Below are 16670 nucleotides of genomic sequence, written 5' to 3'. Positions count from 1 at the left end.
TCGACCAGGGAGTTTCCTGTGGCATTTCACCGACGAACCCTTCGATCGCGCGGGATCGCCGTCCTGGCGGCCGCGGCCGTGCTGCCGCTGGCCCTCGCGGGCACCGCGCAGGCACGCAAGATCGGCGACTTCGAGGTGGGCGGCGCGATCGAGATCGAATACGACCAGGCGGGCGGCGCCGCGCTCGGTGACCCCACCTCCCCCGAATCCGACGCCGCGGCGGGCGGCAAGTACCAGACCTTCGCCAACAACGCGGCGATCTACTGGCATCCCGACACCAACGCCAACACCGTCGCCGGGCAGATCCGCGACAAGTTCGCCGAGCTCGGCAACGAGGGCGGCAAGCTCGGCTACCCGGTCAGCCGCGAGGAGTCGACCCCGGGTGGCAGCGGCCGCTACAACCACTTCCAGAAGGGCTCGATCTACTGGTCCGTCGGCACCGGCGCGCACCAGATCAGCGGCCCGATCCGGGACAAGTGGGCCGCGCTCGGCTGGGAGTCGAGCCCGCTGGGCTTCCCGCTGAGCGACGTCTCCAAGGCGGGCAAGGGCGACGGCCAGTTCTCGCTGTTCCCGACCGGCGCCATCTACTGGTCCTCGACGACCGGCGCGCACGCGGTGTGGGGCAGCATCCAGGCCGACTGGATCCGCGCCGGTTCCGAAGGCGGCCGCTACGGCTACCCGACCAGCGACGAATACGACTACCAGGGCGGCAAGGCCCAGGATTTCCAGGGCGGCAAGATCACCTGGAAGCCGTCGAACTGACGCCTACGGCGCGAGCAGGCCCTGCCTGGCCCTGCTCGCGCCGGTCAGCGTGAGCAGCAGCATGGTGGTGAGGGCCTGATCGTCGAGGCCCTCGGCGGGGAACGTGTAGCGCAGGATGACATCGCCCAGCTTGCCGCGCCCGATCAGGGTGACCGAGCCGAACTGGATCTCGTTGTTGCGCTCGGCGACGCGCTTGTGCAGCTGCGGCTTGAGCGGCCGGTCCCAGGCCAGCACGCTGGTCAGCGACAGCACCGTGAGCCCGGGCGCGAGGGTGACGGCGCGGATCGAGCACAGCGCGCCGTCGTATTCGAAGCCGAGCGAGCCGTCGGCGTCGACGCGGATGTCGATGTCCTGCATCTGCAGGCAGGCGCCGGTGCGCGCCTGCAGGTCCAGTTCGGGCGTGACCACCGCGTCCATGTCGGCTCCGTCGCTCATTTGGTACCGCCGAAGCGGCGATCGCGCTTGGCGTATTCCAGGCACGCGTCCCACAGGTTACGCCGATCGAAATCGGGGAAAAGCGTGTCCTGGTAGACGAATTCGGCGTACGCGGCCTGCCAGATGAGGAAGTTCGAGCTGCGGAACTCGCCGGAGGGACGCAGGAACAGGTCGACGTCGGGCATATCGGGTTCGTCGAGGTACCGGGCGACGGTCGCCTCGTCGATCTTCTCCGGATCGATCTCGCCCGCGGCCACCCGGCGCGCGATCTCCCGTGCGGCGTCGGCGATCTCGGCGCGGCCGCCGTAGTTGACGCACATGGTCAGCGTCATCACGTCGTTGTCCTCGGTGAGCTCCTCGGCGACCTCGAGCTCCTTGATCACGCTGCGCCACAGGCGCGGTCGGCGCCCGGCCCAGCGCACGCGCACGCCCATCTCGTGCATCTCGTCGCGGCGACGGCGGATCACGTCGCGGTTGAAGCCCATCAGGAAGCGCACCTCGTCGGGGCTGCGCCGCCAGTTCTCGGTGGAGAAGGCGTAGGCCGACAGCCACTTGACGCCGATCTCGATACAGCCTTCGACGGCGTCCATGAGCACGGCCTCGCCGCGTTCGTGACCGGCGGTGCGCGGCAGGCCACGCTCCTGCGCCCAGCGGCCGTTGCCGTCCATCACCAGCGCGACGTGGTTGGGGACGAGCTCCGGCGGGATCGCGGGCGGCCGCGCACCCGAGGGGTGCGGCGACGGTGGGCGAACGGTGCGGGCCGTCTTGCTCGCGGTGGAAGAGTCACGACGCAGGATCACGGCTTCCATCCTGCCTGATCGTCTCGCGCGGCCCGCACGGGCTCCGGCATCCGCACGGGCGACCGGCGCCCGCTGTCGTCAGCCGACGCGGTCGACCACGGGGGCTGCGGCGTCGGTCCGCGAGCGCTCGATCAGCGGCAGGGTGCGCAGCTGCCGTTCCAGGTGCCACTGCAGGTGGGCGGCGACCAGACCGCTGGCCTGACGGCGGACATTGTCGGGGACGCCGGCGATGTAGTCCCACTCCCCCTTCAGCAGGGCGACGAGCAGATCGAGGACACCCGCGGCCGGGGTGCTCGCGCCCGGCGGCCTGCAGTGCACGCAGACCGCGCCGCCCGCCGCGACGTGGAACGCGCGATGCGGGCCCGGCGTCGCGCAGCGGGCGCACTCGTCGAGGGCGGGCGCCCAGCCCGCGAAACCCATGGCGCGCAACAGATAGGCGTCGAGGACGAGTTCGTGCGGGCGCTGCTTGGCGGCGATGGCGCGCAGGGCGCTCGCGGTGAGCGCGTGCAGTTTCGGCGCGGGCGCGCGTTCCTCACCCGCGAGGCGTTCGGCGGTCTCGAGGATCGCGCAGGCCGTGGTGTAGCGGCCGTAGTCGTCGATGATGTCGGCGGCGAACGCCTCGACCGTGGTCACCTGGGTGACGATGTCGAGCGTGCGACCCGGATGCAGCTGCACGTCGATGTAGGCGAACGGCTCGAGCCGCGCCCCGAACTTCGACTTGGTGCGCCGCACCCCCTTGGCGACCGCGCGCACCAGACCGTGTTGCCTGGTCAGCAGCGTGACGATGCGATCGGCCTCGCCCAGCTTGTGCTGACGGACCACCACCGCCTCATCCCGATACAACCGCACGGCCCCAGTCTTCCACGTCGACCCGACACCGCCACCACGGACACGGCGGGCCGGTCAGTCCCGGCGCAGCAGACCCGCGATGAGCAGCAACAGGGATTGCTGGGTCTCGGCGCGGGCGCGCTCGGTGTCCTCGGCGTGGGCGACGATGAGCGACGCCTCGGTGATGGCGCTGAGCAGCAGTTGCGCGAGGACCGGGACGGGGACGGCCGGGACCAGACCGGCGTCGACGGCACGTTGCAGTTCACCGGTGATCAGGCCGAGACCGTGCCGGGATTCGAAGTCGCGGAAGGCGGGCCAGCCGAGGACGGTCGGGGCGTCCATCAGGACGATGCGCAGCATCTCCGGGCGGCCGCAGATGTCGAGGAAGCAGGCCAGACCCGCGGTCATCCCGGCCATCACATCGTCGGGGTCGACCGCCGCGACCGCGCGCGCGATCTCCGCGGTGGCCTCGGTCTCGACCTGTTCGAGCACGGCCAGGAACAGCCCGCGCTTGTCGCCGTAGTGGTGGTGCAGCGCGCCGCGGGTGACGCCGGCGGCGGCCACCAGCTGTTCGGCGGACGTCGCGGCGAAGCCGCGCTCGGCGAACAGGCCGCGGCCTGCCTGCTCGAGCGCGGCTCGGGTGGTGCGGGAGCGATCCTCCTGACTACGGCGCTGCATGCAGCCGAGTGAACTCCACGATCAGTTCGGCGAGCAACTCCGGCCGGTCCTCGGGCAGGAAGGTGTAGGAGTCGTCGACGGTGCGCAGACTCGCCTTCGGCAGGGCGGTGACGAGCCGCTGCGCCAGTGTCATCGGGAACAGCCGGTCCTCGGTGGACCACACCACGAGCACCGGGACATCGACCTGACCGAAGCGCTCGGCGGCCGCCTGGGTGACCCGGTTGTCCACGCCCGCCGCGAAGCGGCGCAGGTCGGCCCGGATCGCGGCATCACGCTGGGCGGGCCGCAGGTAGGACTTCGCGATCTCCTGTGGCAGAGGGTGTTTGGTCACCAATCCGAAGGCGAGCGGCAACCGCTGCAGGGGCCGCCACCCGAGCGGCGCGAGCAGCGCGGCGATGGCGCCGGGCAGCTTCGCGACCTTCAGCAGACCCGCGAACGGCTGCGGCGGGAAGACCTCGAAGCAGTCGACGGCGGCCAGCACCACCCGGCCGATCCGTTCCGGCCTGCGGGTCATCAGGATCTGGGTCAGCGCGCCGCCGGTGTCGTTCGCGACGAGGGTGACATCGGTCAGGTCGAGCGCGTCGAGGAACTCGGCGATGAGGTCCGCGATGCCGGTGGGCGTGAGGTCGGCGTCGGGCAGCGGGATCGAGTGCGATCCGAGCGGCCAGTCGGGCGTGAGGCAGCGGTGTCCGGCGGCGACGAGGCCGGGCACCACCCCGCGCCAGAGGTCGGCGTTGACCAGCAGGCCGTGGACGAACACGACCGGCGATCCGGTGCCGGTGTCGTGGTAGCGGATACGGCCGGACGACAGGGCGATCTCGCGCGCCGGACCGAGTGCTGAGCTGATTCCCATGGGGTCCTCCCCTGGTTCGAATGCTGGGCCTCACCACTGTTACATACATACGGTATGTATGTCTATAGCCGAGAAATCCACCCAGGGTATGTGGACGGGTGACCAGCTCGACGCTACCGTCGACCCCACTACCTGCAGAGACGGAGTTCACATGTCCGCGCCCGACCGCATCGCGCCGAAGCCATCGGCCGACCTCGGCCTCTCCGAAATGTCCGCCGCGATCGCCGACGGCAGCCTCTCCTCCGTCGCCGCCGTGACCGCGGCGCTCGACCGGATCGAGGCCGCCCAGCCGACGCTCAACGCCTTCCGCGTCGTCCGCAGGGAGGCCGCGCTGCGCGAAGCCGCCGACGCCGACGCGCGCCTGGCCGCCGGTGCGCGGCTGCCGCTGCTCGGCGTACCGATCGCGGTCAAGGACGACACCGACATCGCCGGGGAGATCACCGCCTTCGGCTGCGGTGGCGAGTTCACGCCGAAGACCGAGGACGCCGAATCGGTACGCAGGCTGCGCGCCGCCGGTGCGGTGATCGTGGGCAAGGCCAATACCTGTGAGCTGGGCCAGCTCCCGTTCACCAGCGGCGACGCCTTCGGCCACACCCGCAATCCCTGGGATCGCACGCGCACCCCCGGCGGCTCCTCGGGCGGTTCCGCGGCGGCGGTCGCGGCCGGGTTGGTGCCCGCCGCACTGGGTTCCGACGGCGCGGGCTCGGTGCGCATCCCGGCGTCGTGGAACAACCTGGTCGGGATCAAGCCGCAGCGCGGGCGCATCTCCACCTGGCCGCACGCCGAGGCGTTCTACGGCCTCACCGTCAACGGGCCGCTCGCGCGCACCGTCGGCGATGCCGCCCTGCTGCTCGACGTCGCCGCCGGGCCACACCGCGGTGACCTGCACACCCCGGCGCCGATCGACGCGAGCGCCGCCGTGGGACGTGACCCCGGCAAGCTCAGAATCGCACTCTCCCTGCGGATTCCGTTCACCGCGACCAAGACCGCGCTGGACCCGCAGATCGCGGCGGCCGTGCACGCGCTGGCGACGACGCTGCGCGGCCTCGGGCACACCGTCACCGTGGCCGACCTGCACTACGGCCTGATGATCGGCGCCTCGTTCCTGCCGCGCTCGATGGCCGGGATCACCCGGGTGCGCCGGGCGATGCCGGAGGCCGTCGTCGACCCGCGCACCACGGCCAATGCCCGGCTCGGCGGCGTCCTCGGCGGTCCCGTGCTCGCCGCCGCCCGGCGCGCGGAGCCGTTGCTGCACAAGCGGATCGGCGGGTTCTTCGACGACTACGACCTGGTCCTGGCCCCGACCACCGCCACCCCGCCACCGCGCGCGGAGGAGATCGACGGCATCGGCGTCGGCGCCACCAACAACCTGATCACCGCCGCCTGCCCGTACACCTGGCCGTGGAACGTCCTCGGCTGGCCGAGTGTGAACGTGCCCGCCGGTTTCACCGAGGCCGGGCTGCCGATCGGCGCGCAGCTGATGGGCACCGCGAACACCGAGCCGATGCTCATCTCACTGGCGGCACAGCTGGAAGCCGAATTGCGCTGGGAACGAGAGCGACCCACGCAGTGGTGGTGAGTCACAGCGGCGCGACGGGCCACCAGCGGTCGTAGAGCTCGGCGCCGTTGGTGGCGCCGAAAACGCTGAGCAGGCAGAAGTTGCGCGAGGTGTCGTCGAATTGGACGACGAGTCCGCCCGATGTCGTGCCTGCCCGCAGGCCCGGCATGTCCTGGACGATGACCTTGCCGCGGCCCGAGGAGCGCTCCCAGTTCTCCTCCCGGACCGCGGTCGCCTCGAGGAACGGGCGCGCGCTGCTCGGCGTGCGGTCGCCGTTGCAGTACACCGTCATCCGCTCGACGGGATCGCGGTCGCCGTTGCAGCTGAGCCTGCCGACGCCGTCGTGCCGGTCGAGCGCGATCGGCCGGTGTTCCTTGTCGACGGCCGCGCACCGGATGCCCTGGAAGCCGCTGGCGAACGGCGTGCGTGGGAGCAGACCGGGAAAGGCACGAACGATGTATTCGTGGACACCCCATGCCGATTCGACGGTGGTGGTCGGCGCCACCGAGGACGCGGGCGCGGCGCTCGGTGACTGATCGCGATTCAGCGCGACCACACCGACCGCGACCAGCGCGATCGTGAGCACGGCCGTCACCCCGGCGACCAGGGGCCATCGGCGGGACGGCACGACCCGGCGTGGTTCCTGAGCCGAGGAGACGACCGGGACCGTGGTCGCCTCGGCCAGAACATCGGGCGCGAAGCCCGGGCGACCGGCCGGTTCGCGCGACGTACCCGGCTGGGCCACGCGCGTCGTCGGCGGCACCGGCGCACCGAACGCGGCGGCCGCGGCCGCGGCCAGCGCGCCGCAACTGGAGTACCGGTCGTCGGGATTCTTCGCCATGGCCCTGGCGATCACCGCGTCGATGGCGCGCGGCAGGTGCGGGTTCACCTGTGTCGGCCGGGGCGGCGGTTCGGTCAGGTGGGCGTTGATCACCGCGGCGACGGTGTCGCGGGGAAACGGCTTGCGCCCGGTGAGCAGTTCGAACAGCGTGCAGCCCAGCGAATACAGATCGGCCCGGCGATCCACGGCATCGAGCCGGATCAGTTCCGGCGCCGCGTAGGCGAGGGTGGCCAGAAAGGCGCCGGGTTCGGTGAGCGCGGTGCTGTCGGCGCCGGATTTGGCGATACCGAAGTCGGCGACGAGGACCCGGTCCGGCTCCCCCGGCCGCGTCTCCAGCATCAGATTGGCCGGCTTCACATCGCGGTGCAGCAGCCCGGCGCGGTGCGCCGCGTCCAGCCCGGCGGCCGCCTCGGTGACGATGTGCAGCGCGTACTCCGGCCGGGGCACGCCGGCGCGCAACACCGCCGCGGCGTCGGTCCCCGCGACGTACTGCATCGCGATCCACAGCATGCCGTCGACCAGGCCGCGATCGTGCACGGCCACCACGTTCGGGTGATCGATGCGGGCCGCCAGTTCGGCTTCCCGGATGAACCTGGCCCGGAATTCCGGTGCGCCGCTGTGCGCTTCGCTCAGCACCTTGATCGCGTCAAGGCGGGGCAGCCGCGGATGCCGCGCGGCGTAGACGGTGCCCATCCCACCACTGCCGAGCACCCGCTCGATCACGTAGCCCGCGAAGACCGAGCCGGACCGCAGCTGTGCGGTCATCCGGCGCGCACCAGCAGGCTGTACTGGGCGGCGGCCTTCTGTTTGATCTGCTGCTCGCGCGGCGCGAACACGGTGGCGACATAGCGTCCGTGCAGTACCCGGCAGGCGAAGCGCACCGCGGGCTGGCCCGCGTCGTCGTCGAGGCACTGGACGTCGGCCAGACCGGCCGGACCGGCGACGGTCCGCAAGCCGTCGGCGGCCAGTGACCGGGTCCCACGATCGAAGGCGCGGCGCGCTTCGACGGCATCGGGATACCGCATCAGCCCGTCGAAGCCGATCATCGCGAAGGCGTCGGCCGTGGATCGCTGCTGCCGGGTTCCGTTCAGATAGGCCACGTTCGGCCCGTAGACCACGCCGCTGGCGTGCACCAGCGTCTTGCCCCCGGCGAGCTGTTCGCGATCGATGAGCAGCACGGCGGGCCGCGACCAGCGGCCCAGCTTCTCCGGAACCAGCCGGGTCAGCATCTGCTCGCCGTCGAGCGGCAGGCGCGCGAGCTGGTCGACCGGGGTGGCGACGAAACGGTCGAGTTCGGGCAGTTGCGCGTCGAAGGCCTTGCCGATCAACCCGGTCAAGGCCACGGCGTCCGGCGTCGGGTGCGCGACCAGCGCGCTCACCACGAACGAGCCGCGCGCGACGGTGGCGGCCATACTCGCCACGGCGGGCCGCCAATGCGCCCGCGCCGTGGGATAGTTCGGGATCGCGACGGCGACATTGTCGCGGCTGACCGCCGCGTCGGTCGCGTCGAGGTCGACGGCGGCCTTGGCGGCGGCCTCCGGATCCGGCATGCGCAGCGCCAGCAGCGACAGCCCCCTGGTGCGGACCGAGTCGGTGCCCGCGACCTGGAATCCGGCGATCATGCCGTACTTGTCGAGCACGGCGCGCGCCTGCTCCGACAGCACACCGGACACCTTGGCCGGGGTCGGCAGCGGGACCGTGGGTTTGGCGTCGGCGGGCAGGGACAGGGCGGCGTCGGCCTTGGCCGGGTTGATCATCACCTCGCCGATCCGCACCGACTCCAGCACCCGGCCCGAGTACTCGTCGCCGTCCGGCGCCACCAGCGGAACATGCTGGTAGGTACCGTAATCCAGCATCGACAGGTCGGCGTCGGCCGGTTCCGGCGTGCCCGCTACCGTGCAGCCGGTCAGCGCGAGGACGGCGAGCAGGGCGGCCGTCCGCACGGCAGCGCGGGGATCACAGCGGCGCATCGGCCCACCACTTCTCGCGCAGTTCGGCGCCGTTGTCGCCGCCGTTGACATCGATCCGGCAGAACGAGCGCGCCGGTTCGTCGAAGTAGACGTGCAAGAAGCCGGTCTGGGTCTTGTCCAGGCCGATATTGCTGCCCCAGTGCAGGTTCCCGGTGCCCGTCGGGCGGCGCCATTCCTCGTTGCCCTCGACCTGATCGGTGCTGGGCTGCGCCAGCATGCGGGAGCGGTCGGTATTGCAGACGATCGTGATCCCGACGGCGGGATCACGGTTTCCGCTGCAGCTCATCTTCGCGATCGGTTCGGCCTTGTCCGTCGGCGCGAAGTTCCACTTCTCGTCGAACATGTAGCAGCCGGTCAGCTCCTGGTAGCCGACGCCGAACTGGAAGGCGGGCAGCAGGTCGGGGAAGGTGTCGGCGACGAAGCTGTAGGCACCCCACGCGGTCGCCGGTGGCAGTGGCGGCAGCGTGGTGGACGCGGCCGTGCGCGACGCCGAGTCGTCGGGTCCGGCGGCGACCAGCGCCGCCGTCGTGCCGGACCCGAGGACGACGACCACCGCTGCCGCCACCCAGAAGCCACGGCGGCGGATCAGTCTGCCCCACGGCGTCCGGCGGCGCAGCAGGGCCGCGGTGAACGGGTCGGCCTCGAGCATCGGGGCGGGTGGCCATGTCCCGCCGAAGCCCGGTCCGGCGACGGGCAGTGGCAGCACGGACGGTTCGTGCGGCGGGGCGTCCTGCACCGATGGCTGTGCCCGCGTCTCCGCGCTCGTCGTCGCGGCGGGGAGCGCGGGGGTCGCCGCGGTCGGTGGCAGCGCGCGCCCGTCCGCCGCGGCACGAGCGGCCGCCGCCAGGTCACCGCAGGAGGCGAACCGGTCGGCGGGGTCTTTCGCCATGGCCCGCGCGATCACGGCGTCGAACGCGGCGGGCAGCTCCGGCCGGAGCGCCGACGGCCGCGGCGGTGGCTCGTGCAGGTGCGCGTACATCAGCGCCGCGGGCGTCTGCCGGACGAACGGCACTGTGCCGACCAGCAATTGGAACAGCGAGCAGCCGAGCGCGTAGACGTCGGCGCGCAGGTCGACCCGGTCGCCGCCGAGTTGTTCGGGCGCCACATAGGACAGCGTCGCGACGAGTCCGCCGCCCGCCGACAGCGTCGCGGTGTCCTCGGCCCGGCGCGCGATCCCGAAGTCGGTGACCAGTACCCGGTCGGGATGACCCGCCTCCTCGGCCACCAGGATGTTGGCCGGCTTCACGTCGCGATGCAGGAGCCCGGCCCGGTGCACCGCGTCGAGTCCGCGCGCCGCCTCGCCGACGATGTGCACCGCCCGCGCCGGATCGAGCCCCGACGGCGCGTCGCGCACGAGTTCGGCCGCGTCCGACCCGGCGACGTACTGCGTGGCGATCCAGAGCTTGCCGTCGGTCTCCCCGCGATCGCGCACGGCGACGAGGTTCGGATGGGCCAGCGCGGCGGCGAGTTCGGCCTCGCGCAGGAACCTGGCCCGGAACTCGGGATCGGCGGCGTGGTCGTCGGCCAGGATCTTGAGCGCGTCGTGGCGCGGCAAGCGGGGATGGCGGGCCAGGTAGACGGTGCCCATGCCACCGGCGCCCAGTCGCCGCTCGATCAGATACCCGGCGAACTCCGCGCCCTCTGCGATACTCACCCGCCCCGGTCTCCCACGGTCACAGTGCTACCGGGACCCTTCCGGCAGCGTCTCCGAATCGGTCGCCGCTGAAGCCGGTCCCCACCCGGAGGTCATGTTCGAGCGACTATAACAGCACGAATCCGGTAGTGCGGTCCGGGAATTCCGACATCTCCGCACTACCGCCCCGGTTCGGTCCAGCCCTCGAGATCGCTCTTCGTCCCGGCCGGGCAGCCGTCCTGACCGGTCCGGCGCGGGAACATGATCAGGCAGCGTTGCGGGCCAGGACCGCCGACCGCGGTGGTGACCAGCACCGCGATCGACGAACCGTCGGCGACGCGACGCGTCGAGAAGCCCAGGGTGCCGGTGACGCCGCGATAGTCGCTCTCCCGCAACTGCACCGCGATCGCGGTCCGGTTCGGCGGCAGGTCGGCGAGGACGCCGCGGCTGGCCCGGACCGCCTGCAGGAACAGGCCGCTCACGTCGAACGCGAGCCCGGTGCGATCACCCGCCCAGGTCGGGCGGTAGTCGGCCAGGTCCGGGTAGCCGCGCAGGTCCTCGATCAGCCCGGCCAGTTCGACGCACAGCTGCTCGTGTTCGAACGGCACCGGCTGATCGCCGAGTTTGCCGACGCCGCTGACACAGTCGGCGCCGCCGAGCATCACCGGCGCGGCCTTGGACACGTAGCGCACCGTCAGGTTGGCCGGCAGGGCGGCGGTGGCCTTGGGGTCGGTGATCAGCCGGGTGACCGCGTCGTTGCCGAGGATCGCCGGTCCGGCGCCACTGAGGCAACCGCGGCTGACCGCCTTGGCGAAGGTGGGGAAATCAGCGTTGCGGCCCGCGAAGAACAGCAGGGTGCGCCGGTCGGCGCCCTCGGTCTCGCACGGCGCGGGGAACCGGTACAGCTCCTGCTGTTCGCGCCAGCTCAGACTCTGCTGGGCGACACCGCGTCCGGCGAGCTCGGCCTGCAGATCGGCGACCAGGGTCGTCACGTACAGGTCGTCGGCCGCCTCGGGGTGGTAGATCGTCACCTTGTCGTAGCGCTGGGCACCGTTCGGCTCGCGCGCGCCCTGGACGTAGTCGGCGACCAGCCGGGCCTGCACGGTATTGCTCGGCGCCGCTTGGAAGTACAGGGGCGAGGCCCGGTCCAGGCCGTCGGCCGACAGCGTCGTCGCGACCGCGGGCACGCCGAGTTCACCGAGCCGGGCGATCGCCGTGCGGGTCTCGTCGGTACTGCGATCGATGCCGACCACGCCGAGCACGCTGGGGTCATCGGCCACCAGGCCGCGCAGCGCGTGCTCGACCACCCAGCTCGCCTGGCGCATGTCCGAGCCGCCGTTGGCGATGACGACGCGCAGCAACGGTTCCGACTCGTCGGAGGCCAGCAGCGCGCGGCGCTGCTGCACCGCGAGCCCGGCCAGTTCCTCGACCTGGGCGTGCGGGTAGCGCACATTGGTGTCGGCGTAGCTGAGGCCGGCGAAGTACACCAGCGAGACCAGCGGCCGGTCGGGGTTGCTCGCGCGGGCCTTCGTGGCCTGCTCGTTGAGCCGGAACACCTCGCGCTGCATGGCCGTCAGCTCGGGATCGTCGGCGAAGAGCTGCGCGGGGTTGTCGCTGTAGCCGACGCACTCACCGTCGCGCAGGGCCACCGAGACACCATCGGTCCACGGCCACTGCGAGCACGGCGCGCCACGCAGCGGCGGGAAGTAGACCAGCGCGGCGGCGACGGCCAGCGCGACCGGGATGAGCACGCACAGGCCGACGAACCAGCTGCGCGCCGCCATCGGCGGTGCGGGCGGCAGGGCGAGACCGCGGAAGCGCGGGTCGCTGATCCGCGGCGGTGTGTCCGGGGGCAGCAGCGCGCGCAGCGGCAGGAACCACGCGTCGGCCTGGCGGTGGGTGCGCCGGTTGTCGATCTCCCTGACCCAGCTCTGCAGCGGGTCCGGCGGTTGCGGCGAGGGCTGCTCGGCCAGGCTCTCCAGGGTGCGCAGCGTGCGCAGCTCCCCGATGTCACCGAGCTCACCGACCTCGCGGTTCGGGCCCTCGTCCCGGAAGGCGACGAGCACCAGCGGGTCGAAATGCCCGGTCTCGTTCCTGATCTCGTTGATCCAGGTGAGGATGCGGGCACCGTCACTGCCCTCGGCGAGACCACCGAGCAGCGCGACCGGATAGGCGGTGCGCCGCCAGCTCGACGGCCGCCAGATCCGGCGCCGGTACGCGTCGCGCAGGTCCTCGAGGAACGCGTGGATCAGCAGTTTGGCGACCTGCTCCTCGTTCTCGTCGACCCGGTGCGAGGCGGTCAGGCGAGACGCGAAACCCAGGAAGCTGCCGGACAATTCGGGCGCCAGATAGCGCTGGTGCAGGAACCACCTGGTCACCTTCGACATCCCGGGGATGCGCCCGGACACCCACAGCCACAGCCGCAGCACCGGCCACAGCGCGAGCACGCCGAAGACCACGCGCGAGATCGTGTCCCCCGCGACACCCTCGGCGGTGTCGGAGCGGCTGGTCGGCGATCCGCTGCGCAGCAGCTTCGGCAGCCTGCGGCGCAGTTCGTCGGGGGCCTCGGACTCGTCGCTGGTGACCCGCTGGCGTGTCAGCCAATCGGCGGTGCGGTAGCGCGGGAACTTGATCGCGCCCATCGCGGTGTCGTCGGCCGCGAAGCCGGCGACCAGCTGCTGGATGATCGGCAGGCAATGCCCGGCGATCTCCTGATCGTCGTGCGAGCTGACCGCGGTGAGGTCGGGCGTGAGCGCGGTGCGCGGCAGATCCGGCGCGTGCAGATCGACCTTGGCCCGCGGGGTCGCGCGGCGGCCGCCCGATTCACTCAGCCAGCTGTAGAGGTCGGCGACCAGCGCCGCGTGCCCCTGCACGCCGACCAGTTCGACGATCGGCCGGGGCAGTGTGCGGCGCCCCCGCAGCAGCGTGCGCAGCACCCGCGGTTTGGTGTCGGGGATCTCCAGCGCCCGCAGCAACTCCAGCAGCTTGCCGACATCATTGGCATCGGGCACTTCGACGGCCTCCCCGGGCGATCAGCGAGCACACCGAACACCGTCGGCGTATTCGCCGAACGATACCCCGTACCGCCGACGCTCAAACGGTCAAAAGCCCAGCTTCCCCAGCTGTTTCGGGTCGCGCTGCCAGTCCTTGGCCACCTTCACGTGCAGGTTCAGGTAGATCCGGGTCCCCAGGATGTGCTCGATCTGCTTGCGAGCGTTGGTGCCGACCTCCTTGAGGCGGGAACCGTTCTTGCCGATGATGATCGCCTTCTGGCTCGGCCGTTCGACGTACAGCAGGGCATGCACCTCGAGCATGTCCTCGTTGGCCTCGTACGGCTGGATCTCCTCGATCACCACGGCCAGCGAGTGCGGCAGTTCGTCGCGCACACCCTCGAGCGCGGCCTCGCGGATCAGCTCGGCCATCAGGGTTTCCTCGGGCTCGTCGGTGATCTCGCCGTCGGGGTAGAACGCCGGGCCCTCGGGCATCTGCGCGGCGATCACGTCGACGAGCACCTCGACCTGCTCACCCTTGACCGCCGACACCGGCACGACCTCGGCCTCGGGCCCGAGCAGCTGCGAGACCGCCATCAACTGGTGGGCGACCTGGTCGCGGCTCACCTTGTCGATCTTGGTGACCACGCCGAGCACGGTGGTCTTGGGCGCCATCATCTTGATCTGCTCGACGATCCAGCGGTCACCGGGGCCGATCTTCTCGTCGGCCGGGATGCACACGGCGATCACGTCGACCTCGGAGTAGGTGTCGCGCACGAGATCGTTGAGCCGCTGGCCGAGCAGCGTGCGCGGGCGGTGCAGGCCGGGGGTGTCGACCAGGATCAGCTGGGCGTGCTCGCGATGCACGATGCCGCGGATGGTGTGCCGGGTGGTCTGCGGGCGCGAGGAAGTGATCGCGATCTTGGTGCCGACCAGGGCGTTGGTCAGCGTCGACTTGCCGGTGTTCGGGCGGCCGACGAAACAGACGAAGCCGGAACGGAATTCCTTGTCAGCCACCGTGCACCTCGCTCAGCACGGCACCCGCGCGGTCGGTGCGGATCACCGCGGCCGACGGCGAGACCTCGCGAACCGCGGCGATGCCCGCGTCGTCGGCGTCACCGCCGACGACGACGGCCGCCTCGAAACCCTCGGCGCCGCTGGAGATCGCGGCGGCCACGGCGGCCTGCAGCGCGGTCAGCCGCAGCGCCGTCAGCGCGACCTCGCCGGCGGCGTAGGTGCGGCCGTCGGTGTCGCGGATGGCGGCGCCGCTCGCGCCACCGGTCCGGCCCAGCGCGCCCCGCGCCAGCACCAGCAGTTTGTTGTCCTCGGCGTCCAATTCACTCATCGGTATCTCCGTTGTCGTCGGGCACGGTGACCTCCGCGGGCTCGCTGCCGTTGGTGGTCTGCTCGGTGCCGTTGGTCTTGCCCCTGCGGGACTTCTCGGTCTTCTTGTCCTTCTCGGCGTCGCGGCGCACCAGCACGGTGTTCACCCGCATCCGCCCGCGCGCGTCGGCGCCGCCCTCGCCGCGCAGAACCAGCCCGTAGACGGTCACCTTCGAGCCGGGCAGCGGGACGCGCCCCAGTTCGTGGGCCAGCAGCCCACCCACGGTGTCGACGTCCTCATCCTCGATGTCGAGCCCGTACAGCTCGCCCAGATCCTCCACCGACAGCCGCGCAGACACCCGGTAGCGGCCGTCGCCCAGGTCTTCCACGGGCGGGGTCTCGTCGGTGTCGTACTCGTCGGCGATCTCGCCGACGATCTCCTCGAGCACGTCCTCGATGGTCACCAGACCCGCGATGCCGCCGTACTCGTCGACCAGCAGCGCCATGTGGTTGCGGCGGCGCTGCATCTCGTCGAGCAGATCGTCGAGCGGCTTGGAATCGGGGACGAACACGGCGGGCCGCATGACCTCGCGCACGGTCACCTTGCGGCTGCGATCGGCGTACGGGACAAGGTCTTTGAGGTACACCACGCCGAGTACGTCGTCGACGTTCTCGCCGACCACCGGAATCCGCGAGTGCCCCGACCGCACCGCCAGCGACATCGCCTGGGCCGCGGTCTTGTCGGCCTCGATCCACACCATCTCGGTGCGCGGCACCATCACCGCGCGGGCGAGGGTGTCGCCGAGTTCGAACACCGACTGGATCATCCGGCGTTCGTCGTCGGCGACCACGCCGCGCTCGCGGGCCATGTCGACCACTTCCCGCAGCTCGATCTCGGAAGCGAAGGGGCCGTTGCGAAATCCCTTACCCGGGGTGATCGCGTTGCCGAGCAGGATCAGCAGCCTGCTCACCGGCCCCAGCGCCGCGCCGATGATCTGCAGCGGCACCGCGGCGCCGAGCGCGATCGAATAGGCGTGCTGGCGGCCGAGGGTGCGCGGGCCGACACCGATCACGACGTAGGAGACGACCACCATCACCGTGGCGGTCACCAGCAGCGCCGTGCCCGCGCTCCACAGCGACAGGGCCGCGGCGGCGAGCAGGACGGTCGCGGTGATCTCGCACAGGATGCGCAGCAGCACCATGAGATTCACGTACCGCGGCCGGTCGTCGACGATCTTGCGCAGCCGCGCCGCGCCGGGCCGTTCCTCGCGGACCATGTCGTCGAGCCGGGCGCGCGACACCGTGTTCAACGCCGAGTCGACCCCGGCGAACACCCCACCGAGGCCGATCAGCACGATCGCCAGCAGGATTTGGGTCAGTGCGGTCACGCGGGGCCCAGGGCGTCACCCGGTGCGGTGAAACCTGCCTTGCCGAGCAGTTGGGCATCGCGCTCGGCCAGTTCGGCGCGCCGCTGTTCCTCGCGCAGGCTCACGTACCACTCCTCGAGCAGCTGGGCCTGCAGCGCGAACATCTCCTTCTCCTCCTCCGGCTCGGCATGGTCGTAACCGAGCAGGTGGAGCACGCCGTGCACGGTGAGCAGTGCCAGCTCGTGGTCGAGGGAATGGCCCGCCTTCTGCGCCTGCCCCATCGCGAACTCCGGGCAGAGCACGATGTCGCCGAGCATCGACGGGCCGGGCTCGGGGCTGTCGGGGCGACCGCCCGGCTCCAGCTCGTCCATCGGGAACGACATCACGTCGGTCGGGCCGGGCAGGTCCATCCAGCGCACGTGCAGGTCGGCCATGGTGTCGAGATCGACGAGCACCATCGACAGCTCGGCGGCGGGATGCACGTCCATCCGGCCGATGACGAAACGTGCGACGCTGACCAGGTCTTCTTCGGGGACGTCCATGCCCGATTCGTTGGCGATCTCGATGCTCACCTGTTCAGCCTACGGTGCCGACCCGACGCCGCCGGGAGCGGCATCGGGCCAGCGTGGCGT

Annotated in this window: 15 protein-coding genes; 2 read left to right on the top strand and 13 right to left on the bottom strand. The window is 71.3% G+C overall.

The window, feature by feature from the left end; all coding sequences use genetic code 11:
* Nucleotides 1-18 precede the first annotated feature (18 nt).
* Nucleotides 19-762 (top strand): hypothetical protein, encoded by a 744-nt coding sequence (locus AB0L91_RS30255; protein WP_365015817.1) that lies wholly within the window; start codon nucleotides 19-21, stop codon nucleotides 760-762.
* A gap of 3 nt (nucleotides 763-765) precedes the next feature.
* On the opposite strand, the gene AB0L91_RS30250 is transcribed toward AB0L91_RS30255, so the two are convergent.
* The 5 genes from AB0L91_RS30250 to AB0L91_RS30230 all read right to left on the bottom strand — a co-directional run bounded on the left by AB0L91_RS30250 (nucleotide 766) and on the right by AB0L91_RS30230 (nucleotide 4356).
* Nucleotides 766-1119: a YbjN domain-containing protein gene (locus AB0L91_RS30250; protein WP_355279261.1), complete on the bottom strand. Its 354-nt coding sequence runs from the start codon at nucleotides 1117-1119 to the stop codon at nucleotides 766-768.
* Nucleotides 1120-1193: 74 nt separating this feature from the next.
* The gene (locus tag AB0L91_RS30245) at nucleotides 1194-2006 is read right to left on the bottom strand and encodes an isoprenyl transferase (RefSeq protein ID WP_355278746.1); all 813 of its coding nucleotides are present in this window, start codon (nucleotides 2004-2006) and stop codon (nucleotides 1194-1196) included.
* Between the two features lie 69 nt (nucleotides 2007-2075).
* Nucleotides 2076-2846, bottom strand: a complete 771-nt coding sequence (gene recO, locus AB0L91_RS30240; protein WP_365015815.1) for a DNA repair protein RecO — start codon at nucleotides 2844-2846, stop codon at nucleotides 2076-2078.
* Nucleotides 2847-2900: 54 nt separating this feature from the next.
* Nucleotides 2901-3503, bottom strand: a complete 603-nt coding sequence (locus AB0L91_RS30235; protein ID WP_365015813.1) for a TetR/AcrR family transcriptional regulator — start codon at nucleotides 3501-3503, stop codon at nucleotides 2901-2903.
* A complete protein-coding gene (locus AB0L91_RS30230; protein ID WP_365015811.1) occupies nucleotides 3490-4356 on the bottom strand; it encodes an alpha/beta hydrolase in 867 nt (288 codons plus the stop codon). The genes AB0L91_RS30235 and AB0L91_RS30230 overlap by 14 nt, the downstream gene beginning before the upstream one ends.
* A 151-nt stretch (nucleotides 4357-4507) precedes the next feature.
* Between AB0L91_RS30230 and AB0L91_RS30225 the strand changes: the two genes are divergently transcribed.
* The gene (locus tag AB0L91_RS30225; protein WP_365015809.1) at nucleotides 4508-5935 is read left to right on the top strand and encodes an amidase; all 1428 of its coding nucleotides are present in this window, start codon (nucleotides 4508-4510) and stop codon (nucleotides 5933-5935) included.
* 1 nt (nucleotide 5936) lies between these two features.
* Here AB0L91_RS30225 and AB0L91_RS30220 read toward each other — a convergent pair whose 3' ends face one another.
* From AB0L91_RS30220 to ybeY, 8 genes are all read right to left on the bottom strand, one after another.
* Nucleotides 5937-7520, bottom strand: coding sequence for a protein kinase (locus AB0L91_RS30220; protein ID WP_365015807.1), 1584 nt, complete (start codon nucleotides 7518-7520; stop codon nucleotides 5937-5939).
* Entirely contained in the window at nucleotides 7517-8725 is a 1209-nt protein-coding gene (locus AB0L91_RS30215) for a hypothetical protein (RefSeq protein WP_365015805.1), read from the bottom strand. The genes AB0L91_RS30220 and AB0L91_RS30215 overlap by 4 nt, the downstream gene beginning before the upstream one ends.
* Complete coding sequence (locus AB0L91_RS30210) at nucleotides 8712-10379, bottom strand: serine/threonine-protein kinase (protein WP_365015803.1); 1668 nt, start codon at nucleotides 10377-10379, stop codon at nucleotides 8712-8714. The genes AB0L91_RS30215 and AB0L91_RS30210 overlap by 14 nt, the downstream gene beginning before the upstream one ends.
* Before the next feature lie 158 nt (nucleotides 10380-10537).
* Complete coding sequence (locus AB0L91_RS30205) at nucleotides 10538-13369, bottom strand: ABC transporter substrate-binding protein (RefSeq protein WP_365015801.1); 2832 nt, start codon at nucleotides 13367-13369, stop codon at nucleotides 10538-10540.
* Nucleotides 13370-13459: 90 nt separating this feature from the next.
* On the bottom strand, nucleotides 13460-14365 hold the full coding sequence (era, locus tag AB0L91_RS30200) for a GTPase Era (RefSeq protein ID WP_357347953.1): 906 nt from the start codon (nucleotides 14363-14365) through the stop codon (nucleotides 13460-13462).
* Nucleotides 14358-14693 (bottom strand): cytidine deaminase, encoded by a 336-nt coding sequence (locus AB0L91_RS30195; RefSeq protein ID WP_355278718.1) that lies wholly within the window; start codon nucleotides 14691-14693, stop codon nucleotides 14358-14360. Before AB0L91_RS30195 ends, era begins: the two co-directional genes overlap by 8 nt.
* A complete protein-coding gene (locus AB0L91_RS30190; protein WP_365015799.1) occupies nucleotides 14686-16059 on the bottom strand; it encodes a hemolysin family protein in 1374 nt (457 codons plus the stop codon). Before AB0L91_RS30190 ends, AB0L91_RS30195 begins: the two co-directional genes overlap by 8 nt.
* Nucleotides 16056-16610 (bottom strand): rRNA maturation RNase YbeY, encoded by a 555-nt coding sequence (gene ybeY, locus AB0L91_RS30185; RefSeq protein WP_189033070.1) that lies wholly within the window; start codon nucleotides 16608-16610, stop codon nucleotides 16056-16058. Before ybeY ends, AB0L91_RS30190 begins: the two co-directional genes overlap by 4 nt.
* Nucleotides 16611-16670: the final 60 nt, after the last annotated feature.

This window comes from Nocardia sp. NPDC051833 (genome assembly GCF_040681225.1).
Taxonomy (GTDB): Bacteria; Actinomycetota; Actinomycetes; order Mycobacteriales; family Mycobacteriaceae; genus Nocardia.
This window is presented reverse-complemented; position numbering and strand designations above follow the sequence as displayed.